Raw genomic sequence first — 13,728 nt, forward strand, 5'->3', positions numbered from 1 at the left:
CTATTATACACCCAATAGTACCTGAACTAAATGCAGATGTCAGTCAGCTCCTTTAGGAGCGGTTTTTAAGGCAGTTGATAACTGTATAATAGTCTACGGACGAAGGCCATTCAAAATATAGGATTATTATAATATAATATATTCCAATAAGTATGGTCAAAAAGAATTAGTCCTTCGGAGGACGTAGTATCCGTATACTAGTAAAAATAGAAGTTACTTACTGATTTAGAGGGGGCCGGTTTCCTCGAGAAAAACGGTTATGACCGGAGGCAGAACAATGGCGGCGTTGCAACTAAGTCAAACGTTTATACGGACTGTCGTATAAGTAGTGTAGTATGCGGAAGTTGGCCGGTGAGACTGGACCGGCGCCAACGGACAGTGAAACGGCAGCCTCGAAAATCAGGGTGCTGTTGGTCGATGACTACGGAGAGTTCCGGCAGACGACAGCGGAACTGCTGGAACACGAAAATGACCGGATCGAGGTGATTGAGGCCGCAAGCGTCGATGATGCGCTTAGCTACTTCGATTCCGAGTCGATCGACTGTATCGTCAGTGACTACGAGATGCCCGAAGCTGACGGGATTGAATTCGTAGAAACAGTGCGACAGTCGAACGGAGATCTCCCGTTCATCCTGTTAACGGGCCAAGGGAGCGAGAAGCTCGCCAGCGAAGCGGTTTCGGCTGGCGTCACTGACTACTTCGTCAAAGGTGGCGGGCCGGAACAGTACGCAGTACTCACAAACAGGATCGAGAACGCAGTCGAATCATACCGGTTCCGGCGAGAAACAGCACGGTTATCGCGGATTAATTCCCTGTTCCGAGAAATAAATCGCCAGGTACTGAGGGCGTCAACAGCCGATGAGATCAAAGCGGCTGTCTGTGACATTCTGACCAGGTCGGATGCCTACCAGTTTGCCTGGATCGGCGAGAAAAACGAGTCAGGCGATGTCGTTCCCACCGCTGGCGGTGGCGACGCACTCGAATACGTGGAAGCGATGCTCTCCCGCTATGGCCGCTCAGTGTTCGATGACGGGCCATTTGGCCATGCAATCGAAACCGGGGAACAACAGGTAGCGTCGGATATCCGGACTGGAACATCTGTTCAACCATGGCAGGAACTCGCATCGGAGTATGGGTTCCGGTCAATGATCGTTCTCCCAATCCAGTACACGGGATCAGTACAGAGTGTGATTTCGATATACGCGGACACACCCTTCGCGTTTGACGAGGCGGAGCAGACAGTGCTGACAGAGCTTGCTGAGATTGTCGCCGATGGGCTCCATTCAACCGCAACGCGTGCCGAACTCGAAATGCGGGAGGAAGTCCTGCGGACGATGACAGAAGTGTTCACAGCACGGGATGGGGCGCTACAAGAACAGATAGCGGATCTCATGCAAGTCGGCCGCAGCGTGCTTGGAACCGAGTATGCGACACTTTCTCATGTCAACGGGGTGGAATACGATTTCGAAGTGCTCCAGACACCTGAGGAAACGATTTTTTCAGGCGGAACGATTCCGTTGTCGGAAACCCCCTGCGCGAAAGCTATCGCAAACGGGGAAACGGTCGTGATGACTGATGTTGATGCCGAATGCGGTGACAGTGGCCGAGATCATATATGGGATGACGAAGTCGATCGGTATCTCGGAACGCCACTCACTGTGGGTGGGAGTATCTACGGGACGCTCTGTTTCTACGGGTCCGAGACGAGCGGGACCGGGTTTTCAGACTGGGACGTAACGCTCGTGGATCTGCTGAGCAAGTGGATCGGAAACGAACTACAGACACAGCGAGCTGAAATGGGCTTTACACAGTTGTACGAAACGGCAACAGATCTCTTGGGTGTTACTTCAGAGGAGGAAGCCGCCCAAATTGTGGTATCACGGACCCGCGATATCATCGGTCTCCCTGAGGTTGTGCTGTACGCGTTCGACAGCGAGACGAACACTTTTCGCCCGCTTTCGGCCACGGAGACTGAGGAACACCAAGCTATCCCAGCAGACGGTGATAGCTTCGTGAGTTCGGCCTTCTTTACCGAGGAAACTATAATTTTCGACGAGAACACGGCCTCGGAAGCGGATGAGGACACGGCAACTGACCGAAAAGCCGTGTTTGTCCCGCTGGGCGACCATGGGGTACTTCGAGCGGGCGATACAATCGGCGGCGAGTTCGATACTCAGACCCGTCGAATTACCGAACTCCTTGGGGCGACAATTCGAACAGCGTTCGATAGGCTGAACTACGAGACTGAACTTGAGGACAGGCAGCGCGACCTAGAGCAGCAGACGGTGCAGCTCGAGCAGATGAATCGGTTGACAGAGCTGAGTCAGAAGATTCACGAGCGAGTGCTCAGAGCAGACAGTCGCTCAGAAATAGAGCAGGCAGTGTGTGACCAGTTGGTCGCGTCCGATATCTGTTCGTTTGCCTGGATCGGTGAGTACGAATCCGATACCGACCGAGTCACGCCACGGACGTGGGCGGGAACCGACCGTGGCTTTCTGGAAGAATCCCGCACGCCCTCAAATGAGACACCGCCTCCACCAGCAGTCCAGACAGCCCGGACGAACGAGCAGACACTGAACAACAACATCGCGGACGGGCTCAGAGGGAAAGGATGGCAACGGCGGCTATTGGAACGGGGGTTCCAGTCAGTCGTCAGCATTCCACTCAGCTATCAGCAGCTCTCCTACGGAATCCTGACTGTGTACGCGAAATCGCCGAACGTTTTCGATCTGCCGACACAGTCAGTACTCGAAGAGGTGAGTGAAACGGTTGGATACGCCATTAACAGCATTGAGACGAAGCAGGGGCTCGTGGCAGATCGAGCTGTTGAGCTTCAACTGGAAGCAACCGAATCCGACGATATCCTTCATCGGATCGCGGGGGTCGTCGATACAGAAATCACGTTCGAGGGGATCGTCCCACAGGGAGATGACAGCTGTATCGTGTTTTTCAGCACTGATGCCCCCACAGAAGACCTGCAGGCGTGCTTGGACACCCTCCCTCGCATTGAGCGATTAGAGTGTTTAACCGACACAGAGGACACGAGTTTGTTCGAAGCGACAGTATCAGGTACACAACTCGCACTGACAGTCGCCGAACAAGGAGGGGCCCCGCAGTTAATCCAGTCTGACGGGAAGACACTGGAGATCCAGATTGAGGTCCCACAGACCGTCGATATTCGCCAACTCATAGCTGAATTACGGCGTTCGTGTCCGGACATCGAACTCATCAGTCGTCACAAACGGGAACGTGGTGTCCAAACCCGTGAGTCGTTCTACGCAGAACTGACAGCACAGCTAACCCCCGGCAGTTTGAGGTGCTGCTCGCAGCCTTTTATAGCGGATTCTACCAATCTCCCAGGGACAAGACCGGACAGGAGATTGCTGATACACTCGATATATCACAACCGACGTTCAGCCACCACCTTCGGGTAGCTGTTCGAAAACTACTTGAGCAATTGTTTGGCGAAGGGAGAACGACACAGCATCTAGATAGATAGCGCCCGTCGTCTGAGTTTGCTAGTCTGATAGAGTATATCCTGATACGGGAGTAGATTCATACAAAGAACAATGAGTCTGGAATGGAATGAGACAGAAACTGTCTTTTGGGCAAACCAGTACGAATCACCGAGCGAAGCAATTGTTACCGCTATAGCGGCGAAAGAATCAGTAACGGAAACCAAACTCCCGCCGTTGTATAATCAAATTGACCCAGATGCTCTCGACACGCTTGTCGCAGGGCAGTCCAACGACGACATTCAAATCAGTTTCACATACAGTGGATACACCGTTCGCATTCGAGACAGCGAGACGATCGAGATCACGCCCACGTAACCGGCTGACAATCCTCTACTAGTTCTTAAGTGAGTGGTTAATAACCAGCCCCGGTAAAAGAGTATGCTGGGGAGACGATCTGGAAGGGCAATACAGTAGCCGCAGAGGGGATGCCCGAATTTTGTGAGTAGACTTGGGGTGTCAGGCTCTTACCTCGACGGTTGGCGATATATCCTCTATGGCTGAGGTAAGCCAGGTATTTCAGCGTGGATAACAGCTATGCGACATTCGTGCGTTATCAGTAGAGTTGCAAAAAGGCCAACTGTTCACAGAGAATGGGACATACTATTTCTGGGATTGCTATCGCAGCCGCGGCTACCTTTTAGACTGGTCTCACTGAATTACTACTCAGCGATCTAATAATCAAGTGACAGGGGCATACCGCATAACCACAATATATTATTAATAGGATACTACGTAGTTCCCGCCTATTCGCGTTAGGGTTCGACCGCGTAGCACTAATCTTTGCAGATATGCTAATAGAAGGAGATCCGGAGCGTAGTAGTGTGATACAGCGACTTGTCCAAGATCAAATAATAACTCAGCGTACTGCGGTTTCACCCGTATATCAATTTTTATTTATTCTCAGTTGCTGTTATTTGTTGGTATAACACCAAGAACACTTCCCATCGCAAACTCAGAGATTATATACCGACTGTGGCCCATCAGGGAAGGACAAGAGCCCAGTACGTCATACAAGTAGCTATTTCTTACTCAGGAATTAGAAGGTAACGGGGGTGTAACAAAACGGTACCCCGGGTTTCGTGTATATATGTCGCTCTCGCGGCCTGACCACCAACCAAAGCAGCAACCGAGGTCATGAGTGCACCGATGGTAGAGGAAGAACCAGAGCTCTCACGAGACCAAATGTTCGATATCCTCAGCAGTTCCAGGCGTCGATATACACTTTACTATCTACGCCAGCAGCTGGAGCCAGTCCAGCTAACCGATCTAGCTGAGGAGTTGGCTGCGTGGGAAAACGATACAACCGTCGAAGAACTCTCCTCGCAGGCGCGAAAGCGGGTGTATGTCTCGCTGTATCAGACCCATGCTCCGAAGCTTCAAGAGGCAGGACTGATAACTTATGACGCTGACACGGGTGAGATAGCTCTTCGAGAGGATGCTCCGGAAGTTGAACCATTCATCAGTAATGGCGATGACGAGTCAAAATGGTATCAGTACTATGGCGCCGTGGCCCTGTTGAACGCCGTTTTACTCATAGCAGCAATCGTCGGTGTGCCTCCGCTTGGTGCGATTAGTCCATTAGTTATCGGATTAGTCGTCATGAGTTCGTTTCTCGTGCTTTCTATTGCTCACGCGGTCTCCAGACGACGGGGAAGAACGACAAGTCCTTTGATATCGGTGAGCCGTGAGTGGAACCGTATGCTAACTGAAAAATACCCCCCAAGGGTGTGTTATTCTTCGTCGTCGGCCGCACCGTCCGGCAGTAACTGGTCGGGCGACCGCTTGTACATCGGAGTGCTCGCGAATTCCGAAATCCGTTCCATTTCGCTGTCGGAGATATGTTCCGGCATACACCGCTACGTGAAACTGTTATAGTTTAGTAATTGAGTTCATATTTTGAGGTAGTCGGCTTCTTCTAGCACTTGCCAGTTATCCATGTCCTGAAGTATACTTGTGTCGAGCTTGCGAGTTTGTATTATAAAGCGCTCTGAAGTTCTCGACTACAATAGGTACCACCCAAAAATTAGCTATGAGAGTGCTCATCAGGGGTCTGAATAAGATTATAATATCAGTTTCACGTTCATTATATCTGATGTGTAGTTGTACTGTGCCTACCAGACATCAGTAGCTTTCTGATAGCTCCATCTAATTCGAGAAATTTTCGGTAGTATCTCAACAGTTGGTCAAGAGAATCGGCGAAGTCTTGGGAAAGATTAGAGTCCACTCGTCATAGCTAAAAAGTCAAGGCCAGAATGAGCCGGAAAGGACGGTGTGACCGAAGCCGCTCCGGCTCACTGCAAATGGAGAGAGCGATCCGAGTCGACAGCGACTATACAGGGCACGAGCGTCCCTGAGGGGGGTGGTAAGGATTGGGCCGGTGTTGTGGGTGTCGGGTAACTGCCCTCTCCATCACTGTCTTACGCGCAGGGGGGTATTGTTATAGTCGTGTTATTTCGGCATGGCGAAGCTTACCACTCCAGACGGACGTAGAGCAGCGGTAGCTAACCAAATTATTCAGATGTTGGGTAGGACTAAGATACGTGGTAGCACCATTTGAGAAAGAGTGTCGGTTTGGAGCTTCGGAGCCACGGTCACGGCTAGGCGAGACGTGTAGAATTACAGATTAGGATCCGCAGATACAACAGTGGTATTGATTTGGGTGGACTCGGAGATGTTCTTCACCCTGATCGATGGTGAATCCCGTTGCTGCGCTCAGCGTTCATTGGCTCGGGTACGTCGCAAAGTAGTGTCATTGTCCAGTGGCGTCCTATCGAATAGCAGGGTAATTTTATCCTACTATCAGAGATTAGTCTGTTTTCAGGGGCTTTGTTAGGTCCGAGATTGCAAGAAAAGTTGGTAAGTAACTGCTTTGCAAATGGTATATAAATATGCGATATAGGGACGCAATCTTTAATACAGTAATTACTCCTTTCCGAGATATGCTCGATGTCAGCGCAGCAGAGAGGAAGTTTAAACATTGTCTTAATCTGGGATTAGGGCAGGGCCAGAATTCGTGGTTTACACACAAGTGGCTAAGTTTGTCAAGATCAAGATGGTTGAATGGAGTGGCGGCTGAATGATGACCTCAGAGGAGTGGGAAGACGTAGCAACAGACCCAGACTGGGAATCTGACCTGGGCTACGAAATGGAGGAACTCACCGTCGTCAAATCATCGACTGATTCACAGTTGATATTTTTACCGGAGCATGAGTCGCAGCTCGGTGAAGAAGAGTTCATTGTTATTCACTCAGATTCACTTGTAGATCTGCGCCGATAGCTGAACAACGTTACTAGCCGAAAGAATATGTGGCTCATCCACCGATAACTGAGTAGCATTAGTAGCGGCATTACAATGTGTCATCTGGAGAAGCGTGTGAGTGATGAAAGCAGTAGTTCTCGCAGCCGGGAAGGGAACACGACTTCAGCCATTGACTGATGACCTCCCGAAAGCGTTAGTTCAAGTAGATGGAAAACCGCTTCTAACCCACTGCCTTGACGAGCTCGTTTCACTTGATGCAGACGAGTTTGTTATCGCCGTCGGATACCGTCAAAAGCAGATTATTGATCATTACGGTAACTCGTACGATGGTGTCCCAATAACGTACGTCCACCAGGAGGAACCTGCTGGGCTAGCGCACGCCTTGCTACAGGCCGAACCGGAAATTGAGGATGATTTCATGTTGATGCTGGGAGACAATGTATTTCGAGGAAACCTCAGCACAGTTGTGCAACGTCAACGGGAACAACGGGTCGACTGTGCGTTTCTGGTAGAGGAAGTTCCAGAAAAGGAAGCGTCTAGATATGGCGTTTGCGTGACCAATAAATACGGTGAAATAACCGATGTAGTAGAGAAGCCGGACAACCCTCCGTCTAATCTGGTCATGACCGGCTTTTATACGTTTTCGCCGGCAATATTCAAAGCTTGTAGCCTCGTCCAGCCCTCTGATCGCGGCGAGTACGAACTCAGCGATGCTATTGATTTACTGATGGACAGTGGAAGAACAATCGACGCTGTTCGTCTCAACGGGTGGCGTATCGACGTTGGGTATCCTGAAGACAGGGATGCTGCAGAGCAACGTCTTTCAGGAGAAACGGCCACACTAACTTCTGACGGCGGGAACATCCCTCAATAGATCCGGCCAATACAGACGATAGTTGATGTGCTCCAGAAGTTCCGGTCAACTAGCTATATCGCGCTTTCAGCATTGGTTCCTATTCCCCTGCCACATGGTGAGTATACGGGAGAGTCACATTTGTGCCATGCCGCATGTACCGGTTTTTGCCCTGTTATCTCCAATCAACTGCTTTGTTTGGTGGCCGGGAGTCGATGAATCCCAGTGCTATTTGATTCATTGTTTACGGAGTCTACTCTTATCAGCAACAATGTTCCTGTGGCACATCGACGGGGCGCCCAGTTGGAACATTTTGCGCCGGCAATTGCCGATACAGCGACTGTCACAAGCAAAATTACCGCCCAATAGCACTCTAGTAGTAGCATAACAAAACAGGAAGGCGTGTATTGACTTGTCTATGTGCGCTGGATGGGCCCGACAGTTTGTGGGAGTTTTTGTCGTCTGGCTATCGACGACGCTGGGGGGATGATATTTATTGGTCGTTGGAATCCGTTATTGTATTACCTGCTCAGCTACGCGGGCTTTCTCTTTGCGGTCGAACTCAGTAAACCAGATGGTGTCCGGCCAAAAAATCACAGGCGACTACGCTGGATTTCCATGGGCGGGTTTGTGGTCTTTATTTACGGGGTTGTGTCATGGGTCCAGGCAGTCATTGCAACCATGCCGGCGTAGGCCGGGCAAGTGAATGGCTTGCCTAATAATGACAGGGGGGCTATACTAATATCTTGAAAGCGAGAGCAACCTTATAGAAGGAATTTCATGGTATCGGTTAGTGTTGTCATCGCGACATTGAAAACGCGAGATGAGATTGAAGCGATACAGTGCCTCAAAGATCAGGCATTCGATGACTTTGAGGTTATCGTGTGTGACGAAAGCCCAGTGACCAGAGCACGAAATGAGGGAATCAGACGGGCCTCAAGCGACAAAATCGTGTTTCTAGATGACGATTCCCGAACCCGACCGGGGTATCTTCAAAAAGCCAACGAGGTCCTTGAAACAGAGGCGGCATACGCCGGTCGAACTATCCACCCTGCAGATGACGTGTTTGCTCGACATTTCACCACGCATTACGACTGGGGAGACGATGCTTGCTACGTCAAACATTTCTGGGGGTGTAATATGGGCGTTCACAGGGACGTTTTCGAGGCCGTCGGTGGGTGGGACGAAGAAATGGGGTGGGGGCACGAAGAAAAAGAACTCGCCAGGCGAGTCAGAAGCGAGTTTGACATTCGGTACGATCCCGAACTCATTGTCGACCATCCATATGCATCATCCATTACTGACTACTGGAAAAAACAGTATAAACTCGAAACGAAGAGTCCGTACTACTGGTCAAAGTGTAACATCTCGCAAGCGGATCAACTCAAGAATATTTTCTGTGAGGTACTTGACCCGCTGAATTACGTCAGAATAACGCCAGTAGCTACCGTGATAGAAGCGGGTAGTACTGTTGCAAAGACGGTCGGACGTCTTCGAGGAGTCCTCGATCAGACCCACCACGACGGAGACAAAGGCGAGGTGCCGGATATTGATCGGACCTCCCAATCTGCAGAGCTGTCGAGATAACGTTACTCTGGGATCTTCGATGTTGAGAGTTTAGACAGATAGTTGCTTCTGGTCTCAACTCGTTCATTAGAGAAAATTGGAAGAAATTCAGTACTAGTTATTCGCCGAAGCCCTGTTCACCATACCCATCTTCACCGTACCCACGATACAACATCTCCCGCTTCATTAGCACTGCAGCACCAAACGAGAGTCCAGTCGCAACGAGGGTCAGAATGGTCCGCCGGGTCGCCTGCTCCGACTCCACAGTCTTAGTCTCTTCATCTGAAGACATCAGTACAGTGAGATAGTCTCCCTCGGTACCGTAGCTACGCTTTGTCGGCGACGATTTTGGTCCATCGTTATCGAGAATCCAACGACGGAGACCGTTTTAGTAAACAGGCCATACCGTCAATCACGCTACAGTATATCCCCCTATTGACCACTTTGTGATTTGGACACAAGGCCAACTACTACCGATATGGAGGGATCCCAAAACTAGACTGTAGCCGGCTTGGCTGGCTTCGTATGTTCACTCACAGAGTGACTGTGATTCGTCCACGGGTGAACGACCAATTAGTTGGAGAACCGGTTGTCCTCATTGGAATTCACCAAGTTTGGGGTAGTTAAGAGTCATATAACACGCTGTTCGTGATCTAAAACGACACGAGATGGCGCTTACTCCCTTCTCAGATAGAACCGGCCAGAAGTTCATATATATTGTCACGATGGTAGTGAGAAAGCAGGCAGTCGGTGGGGACTGTCTGGGTAAATCAGTACGAGGTTACTACTATTGAGGCTACTAACCCACCTTCCATCGATGACTTACACTGTCGCAGTCATTGGGACTGGTGAAGATCCGGATGACCCGGATACCGACGGGTTCGCAATGGCATACAGACACGCAGGCGCGTACGAACGGCTGGATTCGTGTGAACTCACCGCCTGTGCTGACGTCGTCCCAGAGAACGCGAAAAACTTCGGCGAACGATGGAATCTCCCAGATGGAAACGTCTACACGGACACTGAGAAAATGCTCAATGCTGTCAAGCCCGACATTGTCAGTGTCTGTGTTCCGCCCCATATCCACGCACCTGTCGTGATGACGTGTGCGGAGAGCGGAGTGATGGACGCCATCCACTGCGAAAAGCCGATGGCAACGAGATGGGAGGACTGCCAAAAAATGGCATCGGCCTGTAAGCGGGCCGGCATCCAACTCACATTCAATCATCAACGGCGGTTCGGAAAGCCGTTCCGGAAAGCAAAGTCGCTGCTTGAAAACGGAAAGATAGGCTCGTTAGAGCGAATTGAACTCGGTGGGAAAAATCTATTTGATTACGGGTCGCACCTGTTTGACCTCTGTGGGTACTTCACCGATCAGGCGATGTCGAAATGGGTGATGGCTGGGATCGAATACAGCGAGGAAAACGTGCAGTTTGGGGCCCACAACGAGAACCAAGCCATCGCGCAATGGCGGTACACGAACGGAGTCGACGGACTTGCATCGACAGGCGACGGTGGCATTGTCGACTGTCATATGCGGTTACTGGGCTCAGACGGAACGATAGAAATCGGTGGTGAGGTTCCGCTACGAGTCCGAGCTGGTAAAAGCTGGACGACGATCGATACCGGTGGAGAGGACGTACATGGTCCCAACGAAACAATATTCGACGCTGCAAAACAGAAGATCAGCGCTCGAATACCGGGAGCCACTGTAGAAAACGCGAGACCCGAAAGCTATATCGACCGTGCCATAGCGGACACCGTCGACGCACTTGCCACAGGCCGTGAACCTGAACTTTCAGCTGACAACGCACTGCAGGCAACGGAACTTATATTCGGATGCTGGGAGTCGGCTCGGCGGTGCGGGCGAGTCGATTTCCCGCTGGAGATTGACGACAACCCGCTGGAATCAATGGTCGAAAGCGGACAAGTGCTCACAGCTGACAATCAGTAAATCTAGTGCACTCGAACAGTTGCACACTGAGAGGGTCCGTCAGGATACCCCCTCATAGGTCGGCTGCGTTACAGTTACCCCGCCCATAACAAACAGACGGTATCCGAAGTATGTAGCAACAGAGAGTCTATGCAGGCACAGCAATACAGAGTATTGAGTCGGGAGAGCGAACTGGTGTCCGGTAATCGGCCAGATGTCGTGGCTCGTCACATACGTGACGGGGAGTTCAAGCGACGATGCTAGATAAACTGAAACAGTTGATAAAGCGACTGCTCCCAGCCAGTGATGATATTATGGAGCAGGCTGTGAAGAGTGGCGTTTGGGTCGGCGTAATGAACGTCACTGAGCGGGGGCTAGAGTTGCTATTGCTGGTCATCGTTGCTTCACTGTTGTCTCCGCGTGCATTCGGGTTGATGGGGATTGCGCTGTTAACACTCTCCTCACTCAAGAAGTTCTCTGAGTTGGGTATCAAGTCTGCTCTGATACAGGCCGAGGAGGACAACGTTGACGACGAGCTCAACACGGCCTGGACAATCGAGACAGCCAGGGGGACCGTAATCGCCGTGATCCTGTTCCTTGGAGCCCCGTTTATTGCATCGTTGTTCAACGAACCTGCGGCGACCGACCTGTTTCGGGTCATCGCCCTCTCGCCGTTTATCGTTGGGTTACGAAACCCCGCTGTCGTCTATTTCCAGAAGAGTTTAGATTTCCACAAAGAGTTCGTCTACAGAGTCAGCGGCGCGGTGGCGTACTTCGTCGTCACTGTAGGCATAGCTCTGTATGAGCCAACTGTCTATGCACTGGCAATCGGATACATCGCCGGCGACGCAGCCCGGTTCCTCGTCTCGTATATCGCAGACGGATACCGGCCATGGCCGTCGTTTGACGTCGATGTTGCGAAGAAACGGTACAGTTTCGGGAAATGGGTTACCGCCAACTCGATCCTATACTTCCTGTACAGTAGAGGGGACGATGCATTTGTCGGCTGGGCGCTCATGGCAAGTGCATTGGGATTTTACCAGCTCGCTTACCGGCTCTCGAACGCGCCGGCGACCGAAATCACACAGACAATCTCGAGTGTAACGTTTTCAGCGTATTCGAAGGTACAAAACGATGTCGAGAAGCTACGGTCCGGATACTTCCAGACGCTCAGAATGACCACATTGGCTTCGTTCCCAGCAGCGATGGGGATCGCGGCAATCGCACCCGCGTTCGTCGAGGCGTTTTTTACCCCCGAATGGCAGCCGATGATACCGGTAATGCAGTTGCTAGCTATCTTATGGGCTATTGCGTTCAATGGGAGCAACGATGGGACCGGGTCTGGAAGGCAGTCGGACGGCCTGACTATATTGCTAAGCTCTCCGCTGTACGTGTAGCCCTCATTGCGATATTCATCTACCCAGCCACGATGATGTATGGGATCGAGGGCACCGCAGCCCTCATTACGGGCATCTACATCTTCCCGATGATGCCGATAGACACCTATCTTATTGCCCGGACTGTCGAAGCATCTCCGATTCGAGTCCTCAAGGAGGTCTCGTATCCACTGGTGGCAAGTCTTGGGATGGGGGCCGCAGTGACCTACGTCTATCAGACAGTGACTCTTAATGCGCCGGTATTGGAGTTTATCCTGTTAATTCTCGTGGGTATCGGAGTGTATGTGGCACTGGCTCTGGCCCTCATGTTTAGTTTCAATTGGGAAGTCAAGCAGAACCTCGAATCAATATTCGATGCGTTGGCGTGATCAAAATGAGACAGACAATCCAAATCAATCGACCTGGCGAACAGAGGAGTGAAGCGCGATGAAGCGACGAACAGTGCTTGCTGGCGTCCTCCCGTTTTTACAGGGTACGCGTTGGTTAGATCAGCTGCTGCTTGTCAATCAAGGAGAGGTAGTTCAAAAACGGTTTGTTGGCATCGCTGAAGGGGAGACGACTGAGATCGCCGTCATCGACGATGACGAGACAACTGTTTCGTCCGAGCATGAGGGGCAGCTCGGGCAGTCACCAGGGGAGATACCGCCAGAGGTTGCAACTTCGATACGAAAGACCTACGACTCTATACAGTTCCACGTCACAGTCGATCACCACAACAGCAGTTTCAAACTGTTCAGTCGGACTGGAACAATGGATTACCGGACATCAAGAGCGCTCTACAGCGGTACCACAGTGGGGACCACATTTCGTTTCAGACATCTCTCCTGAGCGGTGATTCCATCATCTCACTGTCGTGTCTGGCAAACGAAAAGGAGTCCCTACAACGTCGGTGTCGAGTCGGAGTCGAAGACCCGACCACGGAATGACCACTCCAGCGTAGAGACTCGTTCAGGAATATTGCGTAGAGCGTGGCCGCATTTTTCACAGAATATTCCTCTGTGAATATACTGCTACATCAGGTCCAGCAGCAGGGTTTGTTTTCGAGTGAATGCATCCCAAACTTGAATACCGAAGTACCGGACGGAGTGGTTCAAGAAATTCAATCAGCACCATATTAGAAGTCAATAGCGCAGTTGCTAAACCGAATATACTTCAAGAGGCCTGACATCCCACAGCTAAAGATGTGAGTGACAGCCATCCGT

General features: G+C 51.1%; 8 protein-coding genes and 3 pseudogenes. 10 read left to right on the top strand and 1 reads right to left on the bottom strand.

Annotated features, from left to right (window positions below; all coding sequences use genetic code 11):
- Positions 1–335: 335 nt before the first annotated feature.
- The 7 genes and pseudogenes from ACODNH_RS22850 to ACODNH_RS22880 form a co-directional block, all read left to right on the top strand.
- A pseudogene (locus tag ACODNH_RS22850) lies at positions 336–3,218 on the top strand (GAF domain-containing protein); the annotation flags it as partial.
- Between the two features lie 98 nt (positions 3,219–3,316).
- Positions 3,317–3,499 (top strand): helix-turn-helix domain-containing protein, encoded by a 183-nt coding sequence (locus tag ACODNH_RS22855; RefSeq protein WP_434531772.1) that lies wholly within the window; start codon positions 3,317–3,319, stop codon positions 3,497–3,499.
- Between the two features lie 70 nt (positions 3,500–3,569).
- Positions 3,570–3,833 carry a HalOD1 output domain-containing protein gene (locus ACODNH_RS22860; RefSeq protein ID WP_306710844.1) on the top strand — a complete coding sequence of 88 codons (264 nt, stop codon included), beginning with the start codon at positions 3,570–3,572 and terminating at the stop codon, positions 3,831–3,833.
- A gap of 831 nt (positions 3,834–4,664) precedes the next feature.
- Positions 4,665–5,206: pseudogene (locus ACODNH_RS22865) on the top strand (DUF7344 domain-containing protein).
- A 1,388-nt stretch (positions 5,207–6,594) separates the two neighbouring features.
- Positions 6,595–6,795: a hypothetical protein gene (locus tag ACODNH_RS22870; protein WP_306710840.1), complete on the top strand. Its 201-nt coding sequence runs from the start codon at positions 6,595–6,597 to the stop codon at positions 6,793–6,795.
- Positions 6,796–6,898: 103 nt separating this feature from the next.
- On the top strand, positions 6,899–7,651 hold the full coding sequence (gene aglF, locus ACODNH_RS22875) for a UTP--glucose-1-phosphate uridylyltransferase AglF (RefSeq protein WP_434531773.1): 753 nt from the start codon (positions 6,899–6,901) through the stop codon (positions 7,649–7,651).
- A 759-nt stretch (positions 7,652–8,410) separates the two neighbouring features.
- Positions 8,411–9,217, top strand: coding sequence for a glycosyltransferase family 2 protein (locus tag ACODNH_RS22880; RefSeq protein ID WP_306710836.1), 807 nt, complete (start codon positions 8,411–8,413; stop codon positions 9,215–9,217).
- 97 nt (positions 9,218–9,314) lie between these two features.
- Here the strand turns inward: ACODNH_RS22880 and ACODNH_RS22885 are convergent, their stop codons facing one another.
- A complete protein-coding gene (locus ACODNH_RS22885; RefSeq protein WP_306710834.1) occupies positions 9,315–9,461 on the bottom strand; it encodes a hypothetical protein in 147 nt (48 codons plus the stop codon).
- A 552-nt stretch (positions 9,462–10,013) separates the two neighbouring features.
- On the opposite strand from ACODNH_RS22885, the gene ACODNH_RS22890 reads away from it, so the two are divergent.
- From ACODNH_RS22890 to ACODNH_RS22900, 3 genes and pseudogenes are all read left to right on the top strand, one after another.
- Complete coding sequence (locus ACODNH_RS22890; protein WP_306710832.1) at positions 10,014–11,150, top strand: Gfo/Idh/MocA family protein; 1,137 nt, start codon at positions 10,014–10,016, stop codon at positions 11,148–11,150.
- Positions 11,151–11,386: 236 nt separating this feature from the next.
- Positions 11,387–12,894, top strand: a pseudogene (locus ACODNH_RS22895) (lipopolysaccharide biosynthesis protein).
- A gap of 58 nt (positions 12,895–12,952) precedes the next feature.
- Complete coding sequence (locus ACODNH_RS22900; RefSeq protein WP_434531774.1) at positions 12,953–13,354, top strand: hypothetical protein; 402 nt, start codon at positions 12,953–12,955, stop codon at positions 13,352–13,354.
- Positions 13,355–13,728 lie beyond the last annotated feature (374 nt).

The organism is Haloarcula sp. NS06 (assembly GCF_051122755.1).
Classification (GTDB): domain Archaea; phylum Halobacteriota; class Halobacteria; order Halobacteriales; family Haloarculaceae; genus Haloarcula.